At 40.7% G+C, this 26413-nt stretch carries 24 protein-coding genes and 2 tRNA genes; 24 read left to right on the forward strand and 2 right to left on the reverse strand.

Going from position 1 to position 26413, the window contains the following annotated elements:
- Positions 1-27 precede the first annotated feature (27 nt).
- From AC4ME5_RS00145 to AC4ME5_RS00230, 18 genes are all read left to right on the forward strand, one after another.
- The gene (locus AC4ME5_RS00145) at positions 28-375 is read left to right on the forward strand and encodes a hypothetical protein (protein ID WP_007522158.1); all 348 of its coding nucleotides are present in this window, start codon (positions 28-30) and stop codon (positions 373-375) included.
- Positions 376-591: 216 nt separating this feature from the next.
- Entirely contained in the window at positions 592-1104 is a 513-nt protein-coding gene (locus AC4ME5_RS00150) for a hypothetical protein (protein ID WP_021164707.1), read from the forward strand.
- Positions 1094-1948, forward strand: coding sequence for an aminoglycoside 6-adenylyltransferase (locus tag AC4ME5_RS00155; RefSeq protein ID WP_491799315.1), 855 nt, complete (start codon positions 1094-1096; stop codon positions 1946-1948). The genes AC4ME5_RS00150 and AC4ME5_RS00155 overlap by 11 nt, the downstream gene beginning before the upstream one ends.
- Before the next feature lie 204 nt (positions 1949-2152).
- Positions 2153-4633: a DNA topoisomerase IV subunit A gene (gene parC, locus AC4ME5_RS00160; RefSeq protein WP_491799316.1), complete on the forward strand. Its 2481-nt coding sequence runs from the start codon at positions 2153-2155 to the stop codon at positions 4631-4633.
- 112 nt (positions 4634-4745) lie between these two features.
- Entirely contained in the window at positions 4746-5783 is a 1038-nt protein-coding gene (locus AC4ME5_RS00165; protein WP_491800048.1) for a branched-chain amino acid aminotransferase, read from the forward strand.
- 112 nt (positions 5784-5895) lie between these two features.
- The gene (locus AC4ME5_RS00170; protein ID WP_049490136.1) at positions 5896-6126 is read left to right on the forward strand and encodes a DUF2969 domain-containing protein; all 231 of its coding nucleotides are present in this window, start codon (positions 5896-5898) and stop codon (positions 6124-6126) included.
- A 49-nt stretch (positions 6127-6175) separates the two neighbouring features.
- Positions 6176-6256: transfer RNA gene (locus AC4ME5_RS00175), tRNA-Tyr, on the forward strand.
- A gap of 8 nt (positions 6257-6264) precedes the next feature.
- A tRNA-Gln gene (locus AC4ME5_RS00180) sits at positions 6265-6336 on the forward strand.
- Between the two features lie 162 nt (positions 6337-6498).
- Entirely contained in the window at positions 6499-7701 is a 1203-nt protein-coding gene (rpsA, locus tag AC4ME5_RS00185; RefSeq protein ID WP_235081161.1) for a 30S ribosomal protein S1, read from the forward strand.
- 82 nt (positions 7702-7783) lie between these two features.
- The gene (locus tag AC4ME5_RS00190; protein ID WP_491799317.1) at positions 7784-8281 is read left to right on the forward strand and encodes a GAF domain-containing protein; all 498 of its coding nucleotides are present in this window, start codon (positions 7784-7786) and stop codon (positions 8279-8281) included.
- The gene (dnaX, locus tag AC4ME5_RS00195; RefSeq protein WP_491799318.1) at positions 8281-9939 is read left to right on the forward strand and encodes a DNA polymerase III subunit gamma/tau; all 1659 of its coding nucleotides are present in this window, start codon (positions 8281-8283) and stop codon (positions 9937-9939) included. The genes AC4ME5_RS00190 and dnaX overlap by 1 nt, the downstream gene beginning before the upstream one ends.
- Positions 9940-9966: 27 nt before the next feature.
- Positions 9967-10161 (forward strand): DUF3272 domain-containing protein, encoded by a 195-nt coding sequence (locus tag AC4ME5_RS00200; protein ID WP_061588248.1) that lies wholly within the window; start codon positions 9967-9969, stop codon positions 10159-10161.
- Between the two features lie 152 nt (positions 10162-10313).
- On the forward strand, positions 10314-11084 hold the full coding sequence (sufC, locus tag AC4ME5_RS00205; protein ID WP_220106841.1) for a Fe-S cluster assembly ATPase SufC: 771 nt from the start codon (positions 10314-10316) through the stop codon (positions 11082-11084).
- 27 nt (positions 11085-11111) lie between these two features.
- Positions 11112-12374 carry a Fe-S cluster assembly protein SufD gene (sufD, locus tag AC4ME5_RS00210; protein WP_220106842.1) on the forward strand — a complete coding sequence of 421 codons (1263 nt, stop codon included), beginning with the start codon at positions 11112-11114 and terminating at the stop codon, positions 12372-12374.
- Positions 12375-12384: 10 nt separating this feature from the next.
- Entirely contained in the window at positions 12385-13611 is a 1227-nt protein-coding gene (locus AC4ME5_RS00215) for a cysteine desulfurase (RefSeq protein ID WP_220106843.1), read from the forward strand.
- Positions 13598-14035 carry a Fe-S cluster assembly sulfur transfer protein SufU gene (gene sufU, locus AC4ME5_RS00220; RefSeq protein ID WP_045617306.1) on the forward strand — a complete coding sequence of 146 codons (438 nt, stop codon included), beginning with the start codon at positions 13598-13600 and terminating at the stop codon, positions 14033-14035. Before AC4ME5_RS00215 ends, sufU begins: the two co-directional genes overlap by 14 nt.
- A gap of 60 nt (positions 14036-14095) precedes the next feature.
- On the forward strand, positions 14096-15508 hold the full coding sequence (sufB, locus tag AC4ME5_RS00225; protein WP_000797057.1) for a Fe-S cluster assembly protein SufB: 1413 nt from the start codon (positions 14096-14098) through the stop codon (positions 15506-15508).
- A 125-nt stretch (positions 15509-15633) separates the two neighbouring features.
- Entirely contained in the window at positions 15634-17031 is a 1398-nt protein-coding gene (locus tag AC4ME5_RS00230; RefSeq protein WP_491799319.1) for an APC family permease, read from the forward strand.
- Between the two features lie 21 nt (positions 17032-17052).
- Here the strand turns inward: AC4ME5_RS00230 and AC4ME5_RS00235 are convergent, their stop codons facing one another.
- Positions 17053-17901: a YitT family protein gene (locus AC4ME5_RS00235; protein ID WP_000619963.1), complete on the reverse strand. Its 849-nt coding sequence runs from the start codon at positions 17899-17901 to the stop codon at positions 17053-17055.
- Positions 17902-18044: 143 nt separating this feature from the next.
- Between AC4ME5_RS00235 and AC4ME5_RS00240 the strand changes: the two genes are divergently transcribed.
- The gene (locus tag AC4ME5_RS00240) at positions 18045-18881 is read left to right on the forward strand and encodes a DegV family protein (RefSeq protein WP_084873241.1); all 837 of its coding nucleotides are present in this window, start codon (positions 18045-18047) and stop codon (positions 18879-18881) included.
- Positions 18882-18987: 106 nt separating this feature from the next.
- On the forward strand, positions 18988-19263 hold the full coding sequence (locus AC4ME5_RS00245) for an HU family DNA-binding protein (RefSeq protein ID WP_001284630.1): 276 nt from the start codon (positions 18988-18990) through the stop codon (positions 19261-19263).
- Between the two features lie 278 nt (positions 19264-19541).
- Here AC4ME5_RS00245 and AC4ME5_RS00250 read toward each other — a convergent pair whose 3' ends face one another.
- Complete coding sequence (locus tag AC4ME5_RS00250; RefSeq protein ID WP_000204722.1) at positions 19542-20528, reverse strand: L-lactate dehydrogenase; 987 nt, start codon at positions 20526-20528, stop codon at positions 19542-19544.
- 195 nt (positions 20529-20723) lie between these two features.
- Between AC4ME5_RS00250 and gyrA the strand changes: the two genes are divergently transcribed.
- From gyrA to AC4ME5_RS00270, 4 genes are all read left to right on the forward strand, one after another.
- Positions 20724-23192, forward strand: a complete 2469-nt coding sequence (gene gyrA, locus AC4ME5_RS00255) for a DNA gyrase subunit A (RefSeq protein ID WP_491799320.1) — start codon at positions 20724-20726, stop codon at positions 23190-23192.
- Positions 23192-23947, forward strand: a complete 756-nt coding sequence (locus AC4ME5_RS00260) for a class A sortase (protein ID WP_045617298.1) — start codon at positions 23192-23194, stop codon at positions 23945-23947. The genes gyrA and AC4ME5_RS00260 overlap by 1 nt, the downstream gene beginning before the upstream one ends.
- A 204-nt stretch (positions 23948-24151) precedes the next feature.
- A complete protein-coding gene (locus tag AC4ME5_RS00265; protein ID WP_491799321.1) occupies positions 24152-24949 on the forward strand; it encodes a formate/nitrite transporter family protein in 798 nt (265 codons plus the stop codon).
- A gap of 149 nt (positions 24950-25098) precedes the next feature.
- Positions 25099-26379 (forward strand): O-acetylhomoserine aminocarboxypropyltransferase/cysteine synthase family protein, encoded by a 1281-nt coding sequence (locus tag AC4ME5_RS00270; protein ID WP_491799322.1) that lies wholly within the window; start codon positions 25099-25101, stop codon positions 26377-26379.
- Positions 26380-26413: the final 34 nt, after the last annotated feature.

Genomic DNA, 26413 nt, shown 5'->3' on the forward strand with positions numbered 1-26413 from the left:
AAATTTTGAAATTACAAAGGAGTTATGATGAAAAAAATATATGTAGTTGTATTAGTTGCTTTTATGGCTGTTATTTTATCTGCTTGTTCCTCTAAGGAAGCATGGCTAAAAGGTACATGGACTAGTGATCAAACAAATTCTAAGTATGAATTTAAAGAAGAAAGTGGGAAATGGACTATTTTAAGTGGTGAAAGAAAAATAGCTGAGAATCTAGAAGTAAAGGATCGTAAAGATTCGGTCGTAAACTTAGTTGATGATAATGGAATTCGATATCAGGTTGAAAAGAAAGATAAAGATACAATTAATCTTGAAATATTTAATTCAGATGGACTTTCTGCTACTAATGGGCAAATCTTCGAATTTAAAAAAGATTAGTAGAATGACAAATGGTTAATCTTTAGTTTTAACTAAATATTAGGTTATTTCAACTAATAAGCGAGGCAAGATTTAGTTTTATAGAAACTGTGACAGGATTGTTGGATTATACATTACATTGCAGGTATCAAAAATTATACAGGTAAAGCTTGCTAATCTATTTCCAAGTTGACTACTTTCAATCATCCTGGAGGTGCGGTATTGATTACGTTATTAATGTTGCCTTTTTTCCTTGTTCTCCTAGCCATTTTTGGAATTATATATGATTTAACGACCAATAAAGGTAGAAAAGAGTGTGCTCGCACAGTATCCTTGTTTATATTGAACATCCTCACTATTGCTATCTGTCTATTAGATCTACCAATGGAAAGTAAACCATACTCAGGAATAGGGTTTATCTTATTTTATGCACTTGCTTTCACCCCTTTGATGATTGTGTTCTCACTATATACCCTCTATAGAATTGGAAAACATTATAGGTATTTTAAGAGTAAGTTTGCTATAACACTCCTATTCAATGCTATTTTGCTTTTCCTTCTTTCATTAGTAAATACTTTTGTATTATGGAGAAGTTTTAAAATATATCATAGAAACGATATTAAATTGTTTTATTTTGTTTTAATCGTTATGGGAATTGGTTCGACTATCCAATTGATAGTAGGCGAACTTGAGAAGAAAAGAATACGAGACATCCAAAAACAAGAGGAGCAAGACAGCTATGAAAAATAACTCTATAAAAGATATGTGCAGACAACATAGAAGTGAAGTACAAATGCTGAGATTGATTTTACAGGTAGCCCAAAATATACAAGTCGAGGCTGTCGCCATGTCCGGTTCACGGACTGATACAAAAGCACCAAAAGATGAGTTTCAGGACTATGATGTTGTTTATGTAGTGGACGATTTAGATAATCTGACGAGTGACCTTGCTTGGTTGGACCGGTTGGGCAACCGTCTGATTGAACAGTATAATGTACTGGGACACCGTCGACTTTATCTTATGCTCTTTGAAGATGGCAATCGGATTGATTTGACTCTATGTCCTAAAGAGTATATCAAGGAGTGGGTAGAAAGCGAAGCGGATTTCACGGTGCTGGAGGACACTAAGGGTTTGTTTGCCCCTTATTCACCAAGTCCTCAACGTTACTGGACGGATCCAGCTAGCCCGATTGATTTTGAAAAAGCCTGCAATGAATTTTGGTGGGTATCAGCCTACGTGGTTAAAGGGATTTGTCGTAATCAGCTCATCTATGCGATCGACCATCTCTACGGTATTTGTCAACAAGAACTCTTGAAGGTCTTAGCCTGGCAGGTAGCAAGTGATAGGGGGACTGTCGACATCGGCAAGAACTACAAGTATCTCTTTAACTATTTGTCTGCTGAGAAAGAGAAGGAATTCTCGAATCTGCTTGATTTCTCATGTAGTGACAAAGTCACTCAGTCTTTATTTGCAACAATGAAACATTTCCACCAAGAAGCTCAATACCTTGCTAACAAGATGGGCCTTGACTATGATAAGGAAGTGGCAGAGAGGATGATTGAGTATGCTGAGGAGAGACTTTCAAATCACTAACTAAAAAAATATATAATTTAAAAGATTAAACTACAGAAAGGATCGTTTGGTTATATATAGTAACTGAACACGAGACTAATTTCTGTAAATTATCCCTTATTCTATAAAAACCTACTCTACATTCTTTGAAAGGAGTTGAACATGCCCTAAATACTGTGTGAAAAAGATAAATTTCCTTTGTATTTTACGGGCTCTGTATCCTATATGAGTAATATCCAAAACATGTCCCTTGAGGACATCATGGGAGAGCGCTTTGGTCGCTACTCCAAGTACATTATTCAAGACCGGGCTTTGCCAGACATTCGTGATGGATTGAAGCCGGTTCAGCGTCGTATTCTTTATTCGATGAATAAGGATGGCAATACTTTTGACAAGAGCTACCGTAAGTCGGCCAAGTCAGTTGGGAACATCATGGGGAATTTCCACCCACACGGTGATAGTTCCATCTATGATGCTATGGTCCGTATGTCTCAGGACTGGAAAAATCGTGAGATTCTAGTTGAAATGCACGGTAATAACGGTTCTATGGATGGGGATCCGCCTGCGGCTATGCGTTATACCGAGGCACGTTTGTCTGAGATTGCTGGTTATCTTCTTCAGGATATCGAGAAAAAGACAGTTCCTTTTGCTTGGAACTTTGACGATACCGAGAAAGAACCGACAGTCCTGCCAGCTGCCTTTCCAAACCTCTTGGTCAATGGTTCGACTGGTATTTCGGCTGGTTATGCTACTGACATTCCACCTCATAATTTGGCCGAGGTTATCGATGCGACAGTCTACATGATTGACCATCCAACTGCCAAGGTCGACAAACTCATGGAATTCTTGCCTGGACCAGATTTCCCGACAGGAGGGATTATTCAGGGTCGTGATGAAATCAAGAAAGCCTATGAAACTGGGAAAGGGCGCGTGGTCGTTCGTTCTAAAACTGAGATTGAAAAGTTAAAAGGTGGCAAGGAGCAAATCGTTATCACTGAGATTCCTTATGAAATCAATAAGGCCAATCTGGTCAAAAAAATCGATGATGTTCGTGTCAATAACAAGGTGGCAGGGATTGCTGAAGTTCGTGACGAGTCTGACCGTGATGGTCTTCGTATCGCTATCGAACTCAAGAAAGATGCCAATACGGAGCTGGTTCTTAACTATCTCTTCAAATACACTGACCTGCAAATCAACTACAACTTTAATATGGTGGCGATTGACAATTTCACACCTCGTCAGGTCGGGATTGTCCCAATCTTGTCTAGCTATATCGCCCACCGTCGTGAAGTGATTTTGGCGCGTTCTCGCTTTGACAAGGAAAAGGCTGAGAAACGTCTCCATATCGTCGAAGGTTTGATTCGCGTGATTTCGATTTTGGACGAAGTCATTACTTTAATTCGTGCTTCTGAGAATAAGGCTGATGCCAAGGAAAACCTCAAGGTCAGCTATGAGTTTACAGAAGAGCAGGCTGAGGCCATCGTTACCTTGCAACTGTATCGTTTGACCAACACCGACGTGGTTGTCTTGCAAGAAGAAGAAGCAGAACTTCGTGAAAAGATTGCCATGCTTGCGGCGATTATCGGTGATGAGCGGACCATGTACAATCTCATGAAGAAGGAGCTTCGTGAGGTTAAGAAGAAATTTGCGACTCCACGTTTGAGTGCATTAGAAGATACAGCAAAAGTCATCGAGATTGATACAGCTAGTCTGATCGCTGAGGAAGATACCTATGTCAGTGTGACCAAGGCTGGCTATATCAAACGTACCAGCCCACGTTCCTTTGCAGCATCTACGCTGGAAGAAATTGGCAAGCGTGATGATGATCGTTTGATCTTTGTTCAATCTGCCAAGACAACCCAGCATCTCTTGATGTTCACAACTCTTGGAAATGTCATTTATCGACCAATCCATGAGTTAGCAGATATTCGCTGGAAGGATATCGGAGAGCACTTGAGCCAGACCATTACAAACTTTGAAACTAACGAAGAAATCCTTTATGTAGAAGTCGTGGACCAGTTTGAAGATGCGACAACCTACTTTGCTGCAACTCGTCTTGGTCAAATCAAACGCGTAGAACGTAAAGAATTTTCTCCATGGAGAACTTATAAGTCTAAATCTGTCAAGTATGCTAAGCTCAAAGACGAGACAGACCAGATTGTAGCAGTAGCTCCAATTAAACTAGATGATGTTCTCTTGATTAGCCAAAACGGTTACGCCCTTCGTTTCAATATCGAAGAGGTTCCGATTGTCGGAGCAAAGGCTGCAGGTGTCAAGGCTATGAACCTGAAAGCAGATGATTTGCTTCAGGCCGCCTTTATCTGTAACACCTCATCCTTCTACCTCTTGACCCAACGCGGTAGCTTAAAACGTGTTTCCATTGAGGAAATTCCAGAGACCGGCCGTGCTAAACGAGGTCTACAAGTCTTGCGTGAGTTGAAAAACAAACCACATCGTGTCTTTTTAGCAGGAGCAGTTGCAGAGCAAGGTTTCGTTGGTGATCTTTTTAGTACAGAAGTAGAAGAAAACGACCAAACGTTACTTGTCCAATCTAACAAGGGAACAATCTATGAGAGTCGATTGCAAGACCTCAACTTGTCAGAACGTACTAGCAATGGAAGCTTTATTTCAGACACCATTTCAGATGAAGAAGTTTTCGATGCTTACCTCAAAGAAGTCTTTAAAGAGGATAAAGCGAATTCATAAAAAAATCAGTCCAGAGGGCTGATTTTTTGTATTGAAAAATTTTCAGAAAATTACAAATAATACTTGAAATTTTACTAGAAAAGTGTAGAATAGAACACATAGTTTGAATAGTATAAAGGAGAAACACATGACAGTTGCAATTGATTGGGAAAACCTTGGATTTGCTTATATGAAATTACCTTACCGTTATATCGCTCACTACAAAAATGGTCAATGGGATCAAGGAGAATTGACAGAGGATGCAACCTTGCATATTTCAGAGTCTTCTCCAAGTCTCCACTATGGACAGCAAGCATTTGAGGGATTGAAAGCCTATCGTACCAAGGACGGCAGTGTTCAATTGTTCCGTCCTGACGAAAATGCTAAGCGTTTGCAACGTACTTGTGACCGTCTTTTGATGCCACAAGTTCCAACAGAAATGTTTGTAGAAGCTTGTAAAGCAGTTGTGAGTGCAAATGAAGAATACGTCCCACCATATGGAACAGGTGGAACCCTTTATCTTCGTCCACTTTTGATTGGTGTTGGGGATATTATTGGGGTTAAACCAGCAGAAGAGTATATTTTCACCATCTTTGCTATGCCAGTTGGAAATTACTTTAAAGGTGGTTTAGTTCCAACAAACTTCTTGATTCAGGATGAATACGACCGTGCAGCTCCGAATGGTACAGGTGCGGCCAAGGTGGGTGGAAACTATGCTGCTAGTCTCCTCCCAGGTAAAATGGCCAAGTCACGCCAATTTTCAGATGTTATCTACCTAGATCCATCTACACATACAAAGATTGAAGAAGTCGGATCAGCCAACTTCTTTGGAATCACGGCCGACAATGAATTTGTTACGCCATTGAGCCCATCCATCTTGCCATCCATTACCAAGTACTCTTTGCTTTACTTGGCAGAACACCGCTTGGGCTTAACTCCGATTGAAGGTGATGTCCCAATTGATAATTTGGATCGTTTTGTAGAGGCAGGTGCCTGCGGTACAGCAGCAGTTATTTCTCCAATTGGAGGTATCCAACATGGCGATGATTTCCATGTTTTCTACAGTGAAACAGAAGTAGGTCCTGTTACACGTAAACTCTATGATGAATTGACTGGTATCCAATTTGGTGATGTAGAAGCGCCTGAAGGATGGATTGTCAAAGTGGACTAAAAGACATGAAGTAAAGAAGAACTCCGTAGCAGTTGTAAGGACTGAAATGGAGTTTTTTCTTGCTAGTTTGAGCATTTTCTTGTACAATAGAAAAAGTGAAAAGAGGTACAGTATGAGTAAAAAAGATAAGAAAATTGAAATCCAATTAACCGATGCAAAAGTGGCTGTTGGAAAAGACAGCTATGAAGGATACGTTTTGACGATCGGGAAAAAGGTTATTGGGGAAATTGCCGAATTAGATAGCCAATTTGCCATCATAAAGAATGGAAATGTCGATAGTTTTTATAAAAAACTTGAAAAAGCTGTGGAAATTTTGATTGAAAACTATAATTTGACAAAATAATACTTGTTTTATTGAAAATTTCATGATATAATAGTCTTCGTTGAACATTGGAGAGATAGCGAAGAGGCTAAACGCGGCGGACTGTAAATCCGCTCCTTCGGGTTCGGGGGTTCGAATCCCTCTCTCTCCATTCATCATTGGGGTATAGCCAAGCGGTAAGGCAAGGGACTTTGACTCCCTCATGCGTTGGTTCGAATCCAGCTACCCCAGTTCTTAGGTAATAAGTTCAAGATAAAAAGAAAAATATCTTAGGGTATTTTATTTTTATAATTGAAAGGCGTGAACGATGTGAACATGTCTTTGCGGGTGCTTAGGAAAAAAATTATAAGTATGTCAAGTTTGGAAAGACTTGATTGTTGGAGGATTTTTTAGATGAACGAATTTGAAGATTTGCTAAATAGCGTTAGCCAAGTTGAGCCTGGTGATGTTGTTAGTGCTGAAGTATTGACAGTTGATGCGACTCAAGCTAACGTTGCAATCTCTGGGACTGGTGTTGAAGGTGTCTTGACTCTTCGCGAATTGACAAACGATCGCGATGCAGATATCAATGACTTTGTGAAAGTAGGAGAAGTATTGGATGTTCTTGTACTTCGTCAAGTAGTTGGTAAAGATACTGATACAGTTACATACCTTGTATCTAAAAAACGCCTTGAAGCTCGCAAAGCATGGGACAAACTTGTAGGACGCGAAGAAGAAGTTGTTACTGTTAAAGGAACTCGTGCCGTTAAAGGTGGACTTTCAGTAGAATTTGAAGGTGTTCGTGGATTTATCCCAGCTTCAATGTTGGATACTCGTTTCGTACGTAACACTGAGCGTTTCGTAGGTCAAGAATTTGATGCTAAAATCAAAGAAGTTGATCCTAAAGAAAACCGCTTCATCCTTTCACGTCGTGAAGTTGTTGAAGCAGCTACTGCGGCAGCTCGTGCTGAAGTATTCGGTAAATTGGCTGTTGGTGATGTCGTAACTGGTAAAGTTGCTCGTATCACTAGCTTTGGTGCTTTCATCGACCTTGGTGGGGTTGACGGATTGGTTCACTTGACTGAATTGTCACACGAACGTAACGTCTCACCTAAATCAGTTGTAACTGTTGGTGAAGAAATCGAGGTTAAAGTCCTTGATCTTAACGAAGAAGAAGGACGCGTATCACTTTCACTTAAAGCAACAACACCTGGACCATGGGATGGCGTTGAGCAAAAATTGGCTAAAGGTGATGTAGTAGAAGGAACAGTTAAACGTTTGACTGACTTCGGTGCATTTGTTGAAGTGTTGCCAGGTATCGATGGACTTGTTCACGTATCACAAATTTCACACAAACGTATCGAAAATCCAAAAGAAGCTCTTACTGTTGGTCAAGAAGTTACTGTTAAAGTACTTGATGTTAACGCTGACGCAGAACGTGTATCACTTTCTATCAAAGCTCTTGAAGAACGTCCAGCTCAAGAAGAAGGACAAAAAGAAGAAAAACGTGCTGCTCGTCCACGTCGTCCAAAACGTCAAGAAAAACGTGATTTCGAACTTCCAGAAACACAAACAGGATTCTCAATGGCTGACTTGTTCGGTGATATCGAACTTTAATCAAATTGATAATCACAAAATCCTTTGTTTAAAACAAGGGATTTTTCTTTTGTCTCATTCTCATTTTTGATATAATAGTTCTATGTTAGATTCAGAAAAACAATCACAATATCAATTGTTAAATGAGGAACTCTCTTATTTACTTGAAGGTGAGAGCAATGTTCTTGCCAATCTTTCGAATGCTAGTGCCCTCCTAAAATCTCGCTTCCCCAATACTGTATTTTCAGGTTTTTATCTGTTTGATGGAAGTGAGTTGGTTTTAGGTCCTTTTCAAGGTGGAGTTTCTTGCATTCGCATCCCACTTGGAAAAGGCGTGTGTGGAGAAGCTGCTGAGTTTCAGGAGACTGTTTTAGTTGGCGATGTAAGTACCTATCCAAACTACATTGCTTGTGATGGTCATGCCAGGAGTGAAATCGTAGTTCCTATGCTTAAGAATGGAAGATTAGTCGGTGTATTAGACCTAGATTCTTCTCTGATTGATGATTACAATGCTATTGATCGTGATTACTTGGAACAATTTGTCGCTATTTTGCTTGAGAAGACAGAATGGGACTTTACAATGTTTGAGGAGAAAGCCTAATGTATCAAGCACTTTATCGAAAATATAGAAGCCAGACCTTTTCACAGCTAGTAGGCCAAGAGGTTGTGGCTAAAACTCTAAGACAAGCGGTTGAGCAGGAAAAGATTAGTCACGCTTATCTTTTCTCAGGTCCTCGTGGAACTGGGAAAACCAGTGTAGCCAAGATTTTTGCCAAGGCTATGAACTGTCCAAACCAGGTAGACGGAGAACCATGTAATAACTGTTATATCTGTCAGGCAGTGACAGAAGGTAGCTTAGAAGATGTTATCGAAATGGATGCGGCTTCGAATAATGGAGTCGATGAAATTCGTGAAATTCGAGATAAATCTACCTATGCTCCTAGCTTGGCTCGTTATAAGGTCTACATTATCGACGAGGTTCATATGTTATCTACAGGAGCCTTTAATGCGCTTTTGAAGACCCTTGAAGAACCAACTCAGAATGTTGTCTTTATTTTGGCAACCACTGAATTGCATAAGATTCCAGCAACTATTTTATCGCGTGTTCAACGTTTTGAGTTTAAATCGATTCGAACGCAAGATATTAAGGAACATATCCAAACTATTTTGTCAAAAGAGAATATCAGTTCTGAACCAGAAGCTGTGGAGATCATTGCTAGACGGGCTGAAGGTGGGATGCGGGATGCCTTGTCTATTCTGGATCAAGCCTTGAGTTTGACGCAAGGGAATGCTTTAACGACAGCTATTTCCGAGGAGATTACAGGCACTATTAGTCTATCAGCTCTAGATGACTATGTGGCCGCCTTGGTCCAACAGGATGTCCCAAAAGCTCTTGATTCTTTGAATCTTTTGTTTGAAAATGGGAAAAGCATGACTCGGTTTGTGACGGATCTCTTGCAGTATTTGCGTGATCTGCTGGTTGTTCAGACAGGTGGCGAAAATACTCATCATAGTCCAGTTTTTATGGACAATCTAGCTCTTTCCCAAGAAAGTCTCTTTGAAATGATTCGTCTAGCTACAGTCAGTTTAGCAGATATGAAGGCCAGTTTGCAGCCTAAGATTTACGCTGAGATGATGACCATTCGTTTAGCGGAAATCAAGCCTGAATCTGCGGTTTCGGGAGCTGTTGAAAGTGAAATTTCTGCACTAAGACAGGAAGTCGCCCGTCTCAAACAAGAACTTGCCAATGTGGGCACGGCTCCTAAACAAGTTGCGCCAGTTCCTAGTCGTCCAGCCACTTCCAAGACAGTCTATCGAGTGGATCGCAACAAAGTTCAGTCTATCCTGCAAGAAGCTGTCGAAAATCCTGATTTGGCACGACAAAACTTGATTCGCCTCCAGAATGCATGGGGAGAAGTGATAGAAAGTTTAGCTGGACCTGATAAGGCCCTTCTCGTAGGTTCTCAACCAGTTGCGGCCAATGAACACCATGCTATTTTAGCCTTTAAGTCTAATTTCAATGCTGGTCAAACCATGAAACGGGATAACCTCAATACTATGTTTGGCAATATTCTCAGCCAAGCAGCTGGATTTTCACCTGAGATTCTGGCTATTTCCCTAGAGGAATGGAAAGAGGTTCGAGCAGCATTTTCAGCTAAAAACAAGTCTTCTCAAACCAATCAAGAGGTGAAAGAAGAGAGTTTGATTCCAGAAGGATTTGAATTTTTGGCTGATAAAGTGAAGGTAGAGGAAGACTAAAGAAAGATTTCATGATACAATAAGTTTATGAATAGACAACAATTTATCATAATAGCATTATTCACGGCTGCTGAAACTTATTTTTTCAATGAAGCCTGGATGACTGGTCGTTATATTATGGCAGCCTTTTGGGCCATTCTACTCTTTCGAAATTTTAGGTTAAGTTACGTGATGGGGAAAATTGTAGACACCATTGATCAGCACCTAAATCGCAAGGACTAGCTCCAAGCTTCTAGACAAAATCAAAGCCTTTTAGGCTTTTTTTTGTTATACTAGTAGAGTATATTTATGGACCTTTTCTTGTATTTTTTAGAGAAATGTAAGTGATTTCGCTAAGGATAAAGGAAGTAGGCCTGAAAAAGAAAGGAACTATCATGTCAGTATTAGAGATCAAAGATCTTCACGTTGAGATTGAAGGAAAAGAAATTTTGAAAGGAGTCAATCTGACTCTGAAAACAGGAGAAATCGCCGCTATCATGGGACCAAATGGTACTGGTAAATCGACTCTTTCTGCCGCTATCATGGGAAATCCAAACTATGAAGTTACCAAAGGGGAGGTCTTGTTTGACGGTGTAAATATCCTTGAATTGGAAGTGGACGAACGCGCGCGTATGGGACTTTTCCTGGCTATGCAATACCCATCAGAAATTCCTGGAATTACCAACGCTGAGTTTCTTCGTGCAGCTATGAATGCTGGTAAAGAAGACGATGAAAAGATTTCAATTCGTGAGTTCATCACTAAACTAGACGAGAAAATGGAATTGCTTAACATGAAAGAAGAAATGGCAGAGCGCTACCTTAACGAAGGATTCTCTGGTGGTGAGAAAAAACGTAATGAAATTCTTCAACTCTTGATGTTGGAACCAACTTTTGCCCTTTTGGATGAGATTGACTCAGGTCTCGATATTGACGCCCTTAAAGTTGTATCTAAAGGTGTGAATGCCATGCGTGGAGAAGGGTTTGGTGCCATGATCATCACTCACTACCAACGTCTTTTGAACTATATCACACCAGACGTGGTACACGTGATGATGGAAGGTTGTGTTGTCCTTTCTGGTGGTCCAGAATTGGCAGCTCGTTTGGAACGTGAAGGATACGCAAAACTAGCTGAAGAACTTGGCTACGACTACAAGGAAGAATTATAATTCGCTCGTATCTTTTAGGAGAAGTAAATGACTAAAGAAACTATTAAACTTTTTTCAGAAATGCATGCTGAACCAAGCTGGTTGGCTGACCTCCGTCAAAAAGCCTTTGATAAGATTGAGAGTTTAGAATTACCAGTTATTGAGCGTGTGAAATTTCACCGTTGGAATCTGGGTGATGGAACTATTACAGAAAGTGAACCATCAGCAAATGTTCCTGACTTCACGGCTCTAGATAATCACTTGAAGTTGGTGCAAGTAGGAACTCAAACTGTTTTTGAACAAACACCAGTTGAATTGGCTGAACAGGGTGTTATCTTCACAGACTTCCATTCAGCTTTAGAAGAAATTCCAGAGCTGATCGAAGAATTCTTCATGTCATCTGTTAAGTATGACGATGACAAGTTGGCAGCCTACCACACAGCTTACTTTAATAGTGGCGCTGTTCTCTACATCCCTGATAATGTTGAGATTACAGAACCAATCGAAGGGATTTTCTACCAAGACAGCGATAGCGATGTGCCATTTAACAAGCATATCCTTATCATTGCTGGTAAAAACTCTAAAATAAGCTATCTTGAACGTCTAGAGTCACGAGGGGGTGGCAGTGCAAAAGCAACTGCCAATATCACAGTTGAAGTGATTGCTCGTTCTGGTGCGCAAGTGAAATTTGCTGCTATTGACCGTCTAGGTGAAAATGTCACTGCCTACATTAGCCGTCGTGGTAAACTAGGCAACGATGCAAGCATTGACTGGGCAATCGGTGTCATGAACGAAGGAAATGTTGTTGCTGATTTTGATAGCGACTTGATTGGGAATGGTAGCCATGCTGACCTTAAAGCCGTAGCTCTTTCAAGTGGTCGTCAGGTGCAAGGGATTGACACTCGCGTAACTAACTATGGTTGCAACTCTATTGGAAATATCCTGCAACATGGAGTTATTCTTGAGAAAGCAACTTTGACATTCAATGGTATCGGTCACATCATCAAGGGTGCTAAGGGAGCGGATGCCCAACAAGAGAGTCGAGTTCTCATGCTTTCAGACCAGGCGCGTTCAGATGCCAACCCAATTCTTTTGATTGATGAAAATGATGTTACTGCAGGTCACGCGGCGTCTATCGGACAAGTTGATCCAGAAGATATGTATTACCTCATGAGCCGTGGATTGGATAAGGCAACTGCAGAACGCTTGGTTGTTCGTGGTTTCCTTGGCTCTGTTATCGTTGAGATTCCAGTTAAGGAAGTTCGTGATGAAATGATTGCGACTATCGAAGAAAAATTGTCAAAACGCTAAGGGGAAGCCTATGTTAGATGTAGAAGCGATTCGCAAGGATTTTCCAATTTTAGACCAGATTGTCAACGATGAACCTCTGGTCTATCTGGACAATGCTGCGACGACACAAAAACCACTAGCAGTTCTTGAAACAATCAACCGCTACTATGAGCAGGAAAATGCCAACGTTCACCGTGGTGTTCATACCTTGGCAGAGAGAGCAACTGCTTCTTATGAGGGGGCTCGTGAAACCATTCGTAAGTTTATCAATGCAGGCTCTACAAAAGAAGTTCTCTTTACCAGAGGAACGACAACCAGTCTTAACTGGGTAGCACGTTATGCTGAAGAAGTGTTGACTGAGGGAGATCAGGTCTTGATTTCCGTCATGGAACACCATTCCAATATCATTCCTTGGCAGGAGGCCTGCCGCAAGACTGGAGCGGAGCTCGTCTATGTTTATCTCAAGGACGGATCTCTGGATATGGCTGACTTGCAGGTGAAATTAACTGACAAGGTCAAATTTGTTTCACTAGCTCACGCTTCAAATGTTCTGGGTGTGGTCAATCCTATTAAAGAAATCACGCAAATGGCTCACCAAGTTGGAGCCATCATGGTGGTGGATGGTGCTCAGTCTACGCCTCATATGAAGATTGATGTACAGGACTTGGATGTGGACTTCTTTGCCTTTTCAGGTCATAAGATGGCTGGTCCAACTGGTATTGGTGTTCTTTACGGTAAAGAAAAATATCTCAATCAAATGTCACCAGTAGAATTTGGTGGCGAAATGATTGATTTCGTTTATGAGCAATCTGCTAGTTGGAAGGAATTGCCTTGGAAATTCGAGGCTGGAACTCCAAATATGGCAGGTGCTATCGGACTTGCTGCTGCAGTGGATTACCTAGAAAAGATTGGTATGGATGCTATTGAAGCTCATGAACAAGAACTGATTGCATATGTCTATCCAAAACTGCAGGCAATTGAAGGACTGACTATTTATGGTTCACAAGACTTGGCGCAACGATCGGGTGTTATTGCCTTTAATCTAGGCGAACTCCATCCTCACGATCTTGCGACTGCTTTGGATTATGAAGGAGTAGCCGTTCGTGCGGGTCACCACTGTGCCCAACCCTTGCTCCAGTATTTGGATGTCCCAGCAACAGCTCGCGCAAGTTTTTATATCTACAATACCAAGGCAGATTGCGACAAACTAGTCGATGCCTTACAAAAGACAAAGGAGTTTTTCAATGGCACTTTCTAAACTAGATAGCCTTTATATGGCAGTGGTAGCAGACCATTCGAAAAATCCACATCACCAAGGGAAGTTAGAAGACGCTGAACAAATCAGTCTCAACAATCCAACCTGTGGGGATGTTATTAATCTCTCTGTCAAGTTTGATGCAGAGGACCGCTTGGAGGATATCGCTTTTCTAAACTCAGGCTGTACTATCTCAACTGCCTCTGCAAGCATGATGACAGATGCTGTTGTGGGCAAGACCAAACAAGAAATTTTAGAACTTGCGACTATTTTTTCTGAAATGGTTCAAGGGCAAAAAGATAAGCGTCAAGACCAACTTGGAGACGCGGCCTTCTTATCAGGTGTTGCCAAATTCCCTCAAAGAATAAAGTGTGCAACTCTAGCTTGGAACGCCCTTAAGAAGACAATTGAAAATCAAGATAACTGATAAGACAAGTTTCTTTTGTCTTACGAATCAGTAGAAATGAAGAATGAAAGAAAGGATATTATGGCTGAAGAAAGAGTAGAACCAAAACCAATTGACCTTGGTGAATATAAATTTGGTTTCCATGACGATGTAGAGCCTGTCCTATCGACAGGAAAAGGATTGAACGAAGAAGTCATTCGCGAATTATCAGCTGCTAAGGGAGAACCTGAGTGGATGTTAGAATTCCGTTTGAAGTCTTATGAAACCTTCAAAAAAATGCCTATGCAAACTTGGGGAGCAGACTTGTCAGAGATTGACTTTGATGACTTGATCTACTACCAAAAACCTTCTGATAAACCTGCCCGTTCATGGGATGAAGTTCCTGAAAAAATCAAAGAAACCTTTGAACGTATCGGGATTCCAGAAGCTGAACGTGCTTATCTAGCAGGTGCCTCTGCCCAGTACGAGTCAGAAGTGGTTTACCACAACATGAAGGAAGAGTTCCAGAAATTAGGTATTATCTTTACAGATACAGATTCCGCACTCAAGGAATACCCAGACTTGTTTAAACAATACTTTGCGAAGTTGGTACCGCCGACAGATAACAAGTTGGCAGCCCTCAACTCAGCAGTATGGTCTGGTGGAACCTTTATCTACGTGCCAAAAGGTGTCAAGGTAGATATTCCACTTCAAACTTATTTCCGTATCAATAACGAAAATACAGGTCAGTTTGAACGTACCTTGATTATCGTTGACGAGGGAGCAAGCGTCCATTACGTAGAAGGATGTACAGCACCAACATATTCAAGCAATAGCTTGCACGCTGCCATTGTAGAAATTTTTGCTTTGGACGGAGCTTACATGCGCTATACAACTATCCAAAACTGGTCTGATAATGTCTATAACTTGGTAACAAAACGTGCCAAAGCCTTGAAAGATGCGACTGTTGAATGGATTGATGGAAACTTAGGTGCCAAAACAACCATGAAATACCCATCTGTTTACCTAGATGGAGAAGGTGCGCGTGGAACCATGCTCTCCATCGCCTTTGCTAATGCAGGGCAACACCAAGATACGGGTGCCAAGATGATCCACAACGCTCCACATACAAGCTCATCTATTGTTTCAAAATCCATCGCTAAAGGCGGAGGAAAGGTGGACTACCGTGGACAAGTAACCTTCAACAAGAACTCTAAGAAATCTGTTTCTCACATCGAGTGTGATACCATTATCATGGATGACTTGTCAGCATCTGATACCATTCCATTTAATGAAATTCATAACTCGCAAGTTGCTTTGGAGCACGAAGCCAAGGTATCTAAGATTTCAGAAGAACAACTCTACTACCTCATGAGTCGTGGTTTGTCAGAATCTGAGGCAACCGAGATGATTGTCATGGGATTTGTCGAACCCTTCACTAAAGAACTTCCAATGGAATACGCGGTTGAGCTGAACCGCTTGATTAGCTATGAAATGGAAGGTTCTGTTGGGTAAGAATATGCAGAATCTGAACAGGAAGAGTTCCTGTTCAGATTTTTTTCAAAAAAGAATCTAATAAATATTCACAAAAATGCTTTTATATGGTAAAATAAAACAATTACATTTAGTGGAGATGAAGTATGAATATTTTTAGAACCAAGGATGTTAGTCTGAGACAGACAGAGATGCGTCGCCATTTGAAATTGTGGGATTTGATTTTATTGGGAATCGGTGCCATGGTAGGGACGGGGATTTTCACCATTACAGGAACAGCAGCGGCTACTCTAGCTGGTCCCTCACTAGTGATTTCCATTGTGATTTCTGCCTTATGTGTTTCTTTATCAGCTCTCTTTTTTGCAGAATTTGCCTCTCGTGTACCTGCAACTGGGGGTGCTTATAGTTATCTCTATGCGATTTTGGGAGAATTGCCAGCCTGGATTGCTGGCTGGTTGACCATCATGGAATTCATGACGGCTGTTTCAGGTGTGGCGTCTGGCTGGGCAGCTTACTTTAAGGGCTTACTCAGTGATTATGGTATTTCCATGCCCCAAGCCTTGAATGGAACCTTTAATCCTGAACAGGGAACCTATATCGATCTTCTACCTATTCTAGTACTTACCTTGGTAACGGGATTGGTTTTATTAAATTCCAAGGCAGCCTTACGCTTTAATTCGCTTCTAGTAATCTTGAAATTTTCTGCTCTAGCCTTATTTATCCTAGTTGGTATTTGGTACATCAAGCCTGAAAATTGGTCGAATTTTGCTCCTTTTGGCTTTGGCCAGATTTATGGAGGAAGCACTGGGATTATGGCAGGTGCATCTTTGATGTTCTTTGGATTTCTCGGATTTGAGTCTATTTCCATGGCAGTTGATGAAATCCAAAGCCCGCAAAAAAATATTCCTCGCGGAATTGTCCTTTCTCTGACAATCGTCACTATTCTCTATGCTTTGGTGACCTTAGTATTGACAGGGATTGTTCACTATAGTAAGCTCAATGTGGACGATGCAGTAGCATTTTCATTACGGAGTATTGGTATCGGTTGGGCAGCCAACTATGTTTCGCTTGTAGCCATTCTCACCCTGATAACGGTATGTATTTCCATGACTTATGCTTTGTCTCGAATGATTTATAGCTTAGCACGTGATGGACTTTTACCTCAAAGTTTTAAACGATTAAGCAAGACTAGTCGCGTTCCTAAAAATGCGACTCTCTTAACAGGAGTTGCTTCAGCCCTTGCTGCCGGAGTGTTTCCTCTAGCCAGTATTGCAGCCTTCTTAAATATCTGTACCTTAGCTTATCTCATTTTACTAGCCTACGGAATAATAAAACTCAGAAAAGATAAGGGTATGCCCAAAAAAGGAGAGTTTAAAACTCCTTTGGTACCACTTTTGCCAATCCTTTCCATCCTTATCTGTGTTTCCTTTATGCTTCAATATAGTCTAGATACCTGGATTGCCTTTGGCATTGCTCTTGTAGTTGGTCTAGTCATTTACTTTACTTATGGGTTCCGCCATTCAACTCTCGCAGAAGAAAAATAAAAGCTGGGAAATCCCAGCTTTTTAATCTTTCACATAAGTAAAGCCTTCACCCAGAATTTCATGGGCCTCTGTGATGGTGATAAAGGCTTGAGGATCGACTTGGTGAATCATATCCTTCATTTTGACGATTTCGTTCCGACCGACGATACAGTAAATAATTTTTAAATCTTTCTTACTGTAATAACCTTGACCAGATATAAAGGTCACACCACGTCCAAGCTCCTCATTAATCTTATCAGCCAGTTGGTCAGGATATTGAGTAATAATCATAAATCCTTTACCAGCGTATCCCCCTTCGCCAATCAGGTCAATAACGCGAGCGATGATGAAGTCAAACAAGAGAGTATAGGTCACAAGACGGAGATCTTGGAAAATAAGCAGAATTAACATTAAAATGAAAAAGTCAATTCCAAAAAGCAATTTCCCAATCGAAAGATTGGTGTACTTGTTGAGGATACGGGCAACGATATCAGAACCACCAGTTGTTCCACCAGCATTAAAGATAATTCCTAAACCAACTCCCAGTAAAACCCCTGAGACTAAAGCAACGATGATGAGGTCACCTTGTAAATCAAACTGCAAGGGGATACGCTCAAAGATTGCGAGCCAAATAGAGAGAGAAATAGAACCCAGAAGGCTGGAGTAGAGGGTCTTGGAACCAAATATCTTCCAAGCCAAAATAAATAAAGGAATATTGATTAAGAGATTCATCAATGAGACAGGGATTTTAAAAAGATAGTAGGTAATCAAGGTGATACCTGTCGCCCCTCCCTCAAATAGATGATAAGGAACAACAAAGTAGGTGAGACCAAAGGCATAGATAGCTGCTCCAAATATAATCGTAATAATCGGTTGAACTTTTCGAATCATAGCTGTTCCTCGCTTTTCTATAGATAGATTATACCAAAAATTCAGTTTTTTTAATTGGATTACTTATGATTTTTTATCATTTTTTTGATATAATAAGAGTGAAAAATCCCAATCCTATTGAGAAGAATAGAAAGATTGAACTTATGACACAAGTAAAAATTGTAACGGACTCTTCTGTTACTATCGAACCAGAAGTAGTTAAAGAATTAAATATCACTATTGTCCCCTTATCAGTTATGATTGATGGCGTACTCTACTCAGATGCTGATCTAAAAGAGGGGGAATTCCTTCATCTTATGCAACAAAGCAAGAATCTCCCTAAAACGAGTCAACCTCCAGTAGGAGTGTTTGCTGAAGTCTTTGAAGAGCTAGGAAAAGATGGCAGTCAGGTTGTTGCTATTCATATGTCTCGTGCCTTGTCCGGGACTGTTGAAGCTGCTCGCCAAGGCGCAAGTCTCTCAAGTTCTGATGTGACGGTTATTGATAGTTCCTTTACAGATCAGGCTATGAAGTTTCAAGTTGTTGAAGCTGCAAAACTTGCTAAAGAGGGTAAAGATTTAGAAACTATTCTAGCACGTATAGAAGAAGTGAAGAATCACACAGAGCTTTATATCGGTGTTTCGACTCTAGAAAACCTAGTGAAAGGTGGGCGTATTGGACGTGTGACGGGACTATTAAGCTCACTATTAAATATTCGTGTAGTGATGCAGATGAAAAACCACGAACTCCAACCAATCGTCAAAGGACGTGGTGCAAAAACTTTCAAAAAATGGCTTGAAGAGTTAACGGTGGCCCTTACTCATAAATCAGTTGCAGAAATTGGAATTTCCTATGCTGGAACGAATGAATGGGCAAATGAGATGAAGAGTTTATTGCAAGCCTATGTTGAGAAACCAATCTCTGTACTGGAAACTGGCTCTATTATTCAAACTCATACTGGAGAGAATGCTTGGGCAATTCTAATCCGCTATAATTCCTAAAAAAATAGAGAAAAATGTTTGAAATGGTGTTTTTGACTTGACCTATGGGCAATTTTAGGATATGATTATATTTGTTAATCAGAAATTATTTGGAGGATTTGTTAACATGGCAAACAAACAAGATTTGATCGCTAAAGTGGCAGAAGCTACAGACTTAACTAAGAAAGATTCAGCAGCAGCAGTTGATGCTGTATTTGCAGCAGTAACTGAATACCTTGCAGCTGGTGAAAAAGTTCAATTGATTGGTTTTGGTAACTTTGAAGTTCGTGAACGTGCTGCACGTAAAGGTCGCAACCCACAAACTGGTAAAGAAATCGAAATCGCAGCTTCTAAAGTTCCAGCATTCAAAGCTGGTAAAGCTCTTAAAGACGCTGTTAAATAATGAATTTTCAAAAAGCCTATTGTATCAAGCTTTCTAGCTTGGTCAATAGGCTTTTTTTGTGTATAGGGGGCAAAAAGGGGCCAAAGACGAATATTTCTTCATGATATCTACCACTGTTGATTTCATTTCTTTAGTTATATATGTATAAATTTAGGTGTTTTTCAACTGAGTCTTTGATATGATATATAACTTCTGAGATAAGTAGTCTTTTGAAAAATAGGGTTTAAGCCTTTACAGTAAAAGAAAAAAGGTTCCCATATTTGAGAACCTTCTTTTCATTAGTTTTTAGAAGCTGCTTGGAATTCAGGGTTTTTCCATGCTTCATCAATGATAGCTTGCAATTCTTTGGCAGATGCTTGCATTTTTTGAGTTTCAGCATCGTTCAATGGGATGTTTACTGGACGAACGATACCGTGTGCACCAACAACAGCTGGTTGACCGATAAAGACGTTTTTAACACCGTATTGACCTTCTTGGAAGACTGAAAGTGGAAGTACTGCATTTTCGTCATCAAGGATTGCTTTTGTGATACGAGCAAGTGCTACTGCGATACCGTAGTAGGTAGCTCCTTTTTTGTTAATGATTGTGTAAGCAGCGTCACGAACACCTTCGAACAATTCAATCAATTCAGCTTCTTGAACGTTTTGAGTATCTTTAAGGAATTCTTCAAGGTTTACACCAGCGATGTTAGCGTGTGACCAAACCGCAAATTCAGAATCTCCGTGTTCACCCATGATGTAGGCGTGAACGGAACGAGCATCAACATCCAATTTTTCAGCAAGTGCTTGACGGAAACGTGCTGAGTCAAGTGAAGTACCTGAACCGATAACACGTTCTTTAGGGAATCCAGAGAATTTCCAAGTTGAGTAAGTCAAAACGTCAACTGGGTTAGCTGCAACAAGGAAGATACCATCGAAACCTGATTCAACAACTTGTGTTACGATTGATTTGTTGATAGCCAAGTTTTTACCTACAAGGTCAAGACGAGTTTCACCTGGTTTTTGAGGAGCACCTGCAGTGATAACAACAAGGTCAGCGTCTGCACAGTCAGAGTATTGAGCAGCATAGATTTTTTTAGGTGAAGTGAAGGCAAGGGCGTGGCTAAGGTCAAGCGCATCACCAACAGCTTTTTCGTGCAATTGTGGAATTTCGATAATTCCAAGCTCTTGTGCAATTCCTTGGTTAACAAGTGCGAAAGCGTAAGATGAACCTACGGCACCGTCACCAACAAGGATCACTTTTTTGTGTTGTTTAGTTGAAGTCATTATCTAAACATCTCCTTCATTTTTTTTTTAGGGGAATCCCCAGACACTTTCATTCTATCACTTTTAAAAAGCTTTGTCACGAATATTCTATTCGGTTATAGATGTAAACGTTTTAGTGGTTTTCAAAGACTGAAATGAAGGACAAATTATGGTATAATATATCTAATTACTAATAGTGAAATGAGGCATTTATTAATGCAGGATAGAAATTTAGTGAATGTCAATCTGACAAAGGAGATGAAGACCAGCTTTATCGATTACGCCATGAGTGTTATCGTTGCGCGGGCTCTTCCTGATGTTCGAGACGGTTTAAAGCCTGTTCATCGTCGTATTCTTTACGGAATGAATGAACTAGGTGTTACACCAGACAAACCTCATAAAAAATCAGCCCGTATTACAGGGGATGTTATGGGTAAATACCACCCACATGGAGATTCCTCTATTTACGAAGCTATGGTTCGTATGGCTCAGTGGTGGAGCTACCGTTATATGCTTGTCGATGGACATGGAAACTTTGGTTCTATGGATGGAGACGGTGCCGCTGCGCAGCGTTACACTGAGGCACGTATGAGCAAGATTGCTCTTGAAATGCTTCGTGACATCAATAAAAACACAGTTGATTTCGTAGACAACTACGATGCTAACGAACGTGAACCCTTGGTTTTGCCAGCTCGTTTCCCAAATCTTTTGGTCAATGGGGCAACTGGGATTGCTGTTGGGATGGCTACCAACATTCCTCCTCACAACCTGGGTGAAACCATTGATGCAGTGAAGCTAGTCATGGACAATCCAGATGTGACTACTAAGGACTTGATGGAAGTTTTGCCTGGTCCAGATTTTCCAACTGGTGCCCTTGTCATGGGGAAATCAGGTATCCATAAGGCTTATGAGACTGGTAAGGGTTCGATTGTCCTCCGTTCTCGAACGGAGATTGAGACGACTAAGACAGGACGTGAGCGCATCGTGGTAACAGAATTTCCTTATATGGTCAATAAAACCAAGGTCCATGAGCATATCGTTCGTTTGGTGCAAGAAAAACGAATTGAGGGCATTACAGCTGTACGTGATGAGTCCAATCGTGAAGGCGTTCGCTTTGTAATCGAGGTTAAACGCGACGCCTCTGCCAACGTTATCCTTAACAACCTCTTCAAGATGACCCAGATGCAAACCAATTTTGGTTTCAACATGTTGGCGATTCAAAATGGCGTGCCAAAAATCTTGTCCCTTCGTCAAATTTTGGATGCTTATATCGAGCACCAAAAAGAAGTGGTTGTTCGCCGTACTCGTTTTGACAAGGAAAAAGCAGAAGCGCGTGCGCACATCTTAGAAGGTCTTTTAATCGCTCTGGATCACATTGATGAAGTGATTCGTATTATCCGTGCTAGTGAAACGGATGCGGAAGCGCAAGCTGAGTTGATGAGCAAGTTCAAGCTTTCTGAACGCCAAAGTCAAGCTATCCTTGATATGCGTCTTCGTCGTTTGACAGGATTGGAACGTGATAAGATTCAGTCTGAATATGATGAGTTGATTGCCTTGATTGCAGATTTGGCTGATATTCTTGCCAAACCTGAGCGCGTGGCTCAAATTATCAAAGAGGAATTGGACGAAGTTAAACGCAAGTTTGGAGACAAGCGTCGTACGGAGTTGATGATTGGAGAAGTCTTAACTCTTGAAGATGAAGATTTGATTGAAGAAACTGATGTCTTGATTACCCTATCTAACAAGGGCTATATCAAACGTTTGGACCAAGGTGAGTTTACCGCACAAAAACGTGGTGGCCGTGGAGTTCAAGGTACGGGAGTTAAGGATGATGACTTTGTGCGTGAGTTGGTTTCAACCAGCACCCATGATCATTTGCTCTTCTTTACCAATAAAGGGCGCGTATACCGACTTAAAGGTTATGAAATCCCTGAATACGGTCGTACCGCTAAGGGCTTGCCAGTTGTTAATCTTTTGAAGTTGGACGAAGGTGAGAGTATTCAGACCATCATCAACGTTGAGTCTGAACGTAGTGATGACGCCTATCTCTTCTTTACAACTCGTCACGGTATCGTGAAACGAACCAGTGTTAAAGAGTTCGCTAATATTCGTCAAAATGGACTTAAAGCCTTGAATCTCAAGGATGAAGACGAATTGATTAATGTCTTGCTGACAGAAGAAGATACAGATATTATCATTGGTACCAAGTTTGGTTATGCTGTTCGCTTTAATCAATCAGCTGTTCGTGGCATGAGTCGTATCGCGACAGGTGTTCGAGGAGTCAATCTTCGTGAGGGAGACACAGTAGTTGGTGCTAGTGTGATTACAAACCAAGATGAGGTTCTTATCATCACTGAAAAAGGATATGGTAAACGTACACTTGCTACGGAATATCCTACCAAAGGCCGTGGTGGTAAAGGGATGAAGACAGCCAATGTTGCTGAGAAGAATGGTCCTCTGGCAGGTCTCCTCACTGTTAAGGGGGATGAAGACCTGATGATTATCACAGATACAGGTGTCATGATCCGTACAAACGTTGCCAATATTTCACAAACTGGACGCTCAACTATGGGAGTTAAGGTGATGCGTCTAGATCAGGATGCTAATATTGTGACCTTTACAACGGTTGCTGCGGCAGAAAAAGAAGAAGTTGGGACTGAAATTGAAACAGAAGGTGAAGCATAATGTCTCATAGAAGAACGAAAAATAAAAAGAGTAAGAAAAATAAGCGCAGAAATCTATTTATCAATATTTTAGCGGGTTTCTTAATTCTTTTATCGCTAGCTTTGATTTTTAATTCAAAGATTCGTGATCTCTTTTTGGTATGGAATACCAATAAATACCAAGTCAATCAAGTGACCAAGGAAAATATTGATGAAAACCTGAAATCCGAAGGGAATTTTGATTTTGACTCTGTAAAGTCCATTTCATCTGAAGCTGTTCTTGCTTCACAATGGGATGCCCAAAAGCTTCCAGTTATCGGTGGGATTGCTATTCCTGAAGTGGAGATAAACTTACCGATTTTTAAAGGTTTGGATAATGTAAACCTGTTCTATGGAGCAGGGACCATGAAACCAGATCAAAAAATGGGAGAAGGGAACTATTCTCTAGCCAGTCACCATATCTTTACTGCTGAAAATGCCAGTCAAATGCTCTTCTCACCTTTGGTCAATGCCAAAGCAGGTATGAAAATTTATCTGACGGATAAGGATAAAGTTTATACTTATGAGATTACAGAAGTAAAACGTGTTACACCAGACCGTGTAGATGAAATCGAAGATCGTGATGGCGTGAAAGAAATCACCTTGGTAACCTGTGTAGACTATGATGCAACCGAACGAATTATTGTAAAAGGGATTTTTAAAGAATCAAAAGCCTATTCGGATACATCTGAAGATATTTTGAAGGCCTTTAATCAACCGTATAGACAACGATATTAAGTTTGAAAAAAACCAGTGAAACCATTTGTTTTACTGGTTTTTATATAAAGAAAAGTAGATGTTGGAAAATCTCTAAGAGAAAGAATGAGGAGTATTATATGTGAAATAGTTGAAACAAAATTTTTAGATTTTTGCAGAAAACGCTTTCTAGAAAACTAAAAATATGTTATAATTATCACAAATAAAAAGTTTTAGGAGTTTTCTATGGTCTCTTCAGAATTTATCTCAAAGATTGAATTTGCTTGTAAGAAGAAAGAAAGTCTTTATAGTCAAAGCAAATTCAAATATGCGATTCGTTCTATGTTTGCAGGTGCTTTTCTAACATTTAGTACAGCTGCGGGTGCAGTTGGGGCTGACTTGATTAATAAGATCGCTCCAGGTAGTGGACGTTTTCTCTTCCCATTTGTTTTTGCTTGGGGATTGGCCTACATTGTTTTCTTGAATGCTGAGTTGGTCACTTCCAACATGATGTTCTTGACAGCTGGTAGTTTCTTGAAAAAAATCTCTTGGAGAAAAACAACTGAGATTTTACTTTACTGTACCTTGTTCAACCTTATCGGTGCTTTGATAGCAGGTTGGGGCTTTGCTCATTCGGCAGCCTATGCACATCTGACTCACGATAGTTTCATTTCAGGGGTTGTAGAGATGAAGTTAGGTCGTTCCAATGAGCTAGTCTTACTTGAAGGTATTTTAGCCAATATCTTTGTAAACATTGCCATTCTTTCATTTGTTTTGGTGAAAGATGGTGGGGCCAAACTTTGTCTTGTTTTGTCAGCAATTTACATGTTTGTATTCTTAACAAACGAACACATTGCTGCGAACTTTGCTTCTTTTGCGATTGTTAAGTTCAGTGTTGCAGCTGATTCAATTGCTAACTTTGACATACCTAATATTCTTCGTCACTGGGGTGTAACCTTTGTCGGGAACTTTATCGGAGGAGGTCTCTTGATGGGCTTGCCTTACGCCTTCCTCAATAAAAATGAAGATACTTATGTAGATTAAAAAACGGGCACGAGTTAATCGTGCTTTTTTGTTTGAAATGTAAGACTAGTCATAGTTGTTCCTTATAGCAAAATATAGAAAAACGGTATTGGAAAAGACTAGCCCAAGATGGTACAATATCCGTAATGAAGCTATTTGGAGGTCGTCTTATGACTCGTAATTTTAAATTTGAAACCCTACAATTACATGCTGGGCAAGTAGTGGATCCAGCGACCAAATCTCGTGCAGTACCGATTTATCAAACAACATCCTTCGTTTTTGATGACACGCAGGAAGGTGCAGATCTGTTTGCCTTGAGAAAACCAGGCAATATCTATACTCGTATTACCAACCCTACAACAGCGGCATTTGAAGAAAGAATCGCTGCTCTTGAAGGTGGTGTTGGAGCACTAGCGACAGCATCAGGTATGGCTGCTGTAACCTACACTATTTTGGCGCTTGCTCACGCAGGTGACCATGTGGTGGCTGCGTCAACTATTTACGGTGGGACCTTCAACCTCTTGAAAGAAACCCTTCCTCGTTATGGAATCACAACTACCTTTGTAGATGTGGATAATTTGGAGGAAGTTGAAGCAGCTATCAGTGACAATACCAAACTTGTCTTGATTGAAACCTTGGGGAATCCCTTGATTAACATTCCTGACTTGGAAAAATTGGCTGAGATTGCGCATAAACACCAGATTCCTCTCGTTTCAGACAACACTTTTGCCACACCATATTTGATTAACGTTTTCTCTCACGGTGTAGATATTGCCATTCACTCAGCAACTAAGTTTATTGGTGGGCATGGTACGACTATTGGCGGTGTCATCGTGGACAGTGGTCGTTTTGATTGGGAAGCGTCAGGGAAATTCCCTCAATTTGTTGAGGAAGATCCGAGCTACCATAACTTGAGCTATACTCGGGATGTGGGTGCAGCAGCCTTTATCATCGCTGTTCGTGTTCAATTGCTTCGTGATACAGGTGCTGCCTTGTCACCATTTAATGCCTTTCTCTTGCTCCAAGGGCTTGAAACTCTCTCTCTTCGTGTCGAACGCCATGTGCAAAATGCAGAGAAAATTGTTGATTTCCTTGTCAACCATCCTAAGGTAGAGAAGGTAAATTATCCAAAACTAGCTGACAGTCCTTATCATGCTTTGGCTGAGAAATATTTGCCAAAAGGTGTTGGTTCAATCTTTACCTTCCATGTTAAAGGCGGAGAGGCAGAAGCCCGCAAGGTGATTGATAATCTGGAAATCTTCTCTGACCTTGCAAACGTAGCAGATGCCAAATCTCTTGTTGTCCATCCTGCGACAACCACTCACGGTCAGTTGTCAGAAAAAGACCTAGAAGCAGCAGGTGTTACACCAAACCAAATCCGCTTGTCTATTGGTCTTGAAAATGTAGAGGATTTGATTGAAGATTTGCGTTTGGCCTTGGAAAAAATTTAAAGTAAAAGATATAAACAGTGGGTTTCGACTCACT

It is taken from the genome of Streptococcus sp. A69, from assembly GCF_058556195.1.

Coding starts and splice junctions, on each gene's coding strand:
- AC4ME5_RS00150 (WP_021164707.1), top strand. CDS start 592: ATGTTGCCTTTTTTCCTTGTTCTCCTAGCCATTTTTGGAATTATATAT.
- sufU (WP_045617306.1), top strand. CDS start 13,598: ATGGCACTTTCTAAACTAGATAGCCTTTATATGGCAGTGGTAGCAGAC.
- AC4ME5_RS00170 (WP_049490136.1), top strand. CDS start 5,896: ATGAGTAAAAAAGATAAGAAAATTGAAATCCAATTAACCGATGCAAAA.
- AC4ME5_RS00265 (WP_491799321.1), top strand. CDS start 24,152: ATGGTCTCTTCAGAATTTATCTCAAAGATTGAATTTGCTTGTAAGAAG.
- AC4ME5_RS00245 (WP_001284630.1), top strand. CDS start 18,988: ATGGCAAACAAACAAGATTTGATCGCTAAAGTGGCAGAAGCTACAGAC.
- AC4ME5_RS00155 (WP_491799315.1), top strand. CDS start 1,094: ATGAAAAATAACTCTATAAAAGATATGTGCAGACAACATAGAAGTGAA.
- AC4ME5_RS00235 (WP_000619963.1), bottom strand. CDS start 17,901: ATGATTCGAAAAGTTCAACCGATTATTACGATTATATTTGGAGCAGCT.
- rpsA (WP_235081161.1), top strand. CDS start 6,499: ATGAACGAATTTGAAGATTTGCTAAATAGCGTTAGCCAAGTTGAGCCT.
- sufD (WP_220106842.1), top strand. CDS start 11,112: ATGACTAAAGAAACTATTAAACTTTTTTCAGAAATGCATGCTGAACCA.
- AC4ME5_RS00240 (WP_084873241.1), top strand. CDS start 18,045: ATGACACAAGTAAAAATTGTAACGGACTCTTCTGTTACTATCGAACCA.
- dnaX (WP_491799318.1), top strand. CDS start 8,281: ATGTATCAAGCACTTTATCGAAAATATAGAAGCCAGACCTTTTCACAG.
- AC4ME5_RS00250 (WP_000204722.1), bottom strand. CDS start 20,528: ATGACTTCAACTAAACAACACAAAAAAGTGATCCTTGTTGGTGACGGT.
- gyrA (WP_491799320.1), top strand. CDS start 20,724: ATGCAGGATAGAAATTTAGTGAATGTCAATCTGACAAAGGAGATGAAG.
- AC4ME5_RS00230 (WP_491799319.1), top strand. CDS start 15,634: ATGAATATTTTTAGAACCAAGGATGTTAGTCTGAGACAGACAGAGATG.
- AC4ME5_RS00145 (WP_007522158.1), top strand. CDS start 28: ATGAAAAAAATATATGTAGTTGTATTAGTTGCTTTTATGGCTGTTATT.
- AC4ME5_RS00200 (WP_061588248.1), top strand. CDS start 9,967: ATGAATAGACAACAATTTATCATAATAGCATTATTCACGGCTGCTGAA.
- AC4ME5_RS00270 (WP_491799322.1), top strand. CDS start 25,099: ATGACTCGTAATTTTAAATTTGAAACCCTACAATTACATGCTGGGCAA.
- AC4ME5_RS00190 (WP_491799317.1), top strand. CDS start 7,784: ATGTTAGATTCAGAAAAACAATCACAATATCAATTGTTAAATGAGGAA.
- sufB (WP_000797057.1), top strand. CDS start 14,096: ATGGCTGAAGAAAGAGTAGAACCAAAACCAATTGACCTTGGTGAATAT.
- AC4ME5_RS00215 (WP_220106843.1), top strand. CDS start 12,385: ATGTTAGATGTAGAAGCGATTCGCAAGGATTTTCCAATTTTAGACCAG.
- sufC (WP_220106841.1), top strand. CDS start 10,314: ATGTCAGTATTAGAGATCAAAGATCTTCACGTTGAGATTGAAGGAAAA.
- parC (WP_491799316.1), top strand. CDS start 2,153: ATGAGTAATATCCAAAACATGTCCCTTGAGGACATCATGGGAGAGCGC.
- AC4ME5_RS00260 (WP_045617298.1), top strand. CDS start 23,192: ATGTCTCATAGAAGAACGAAAAATAAAAAGAGTAAGAAAAATAAGCGC.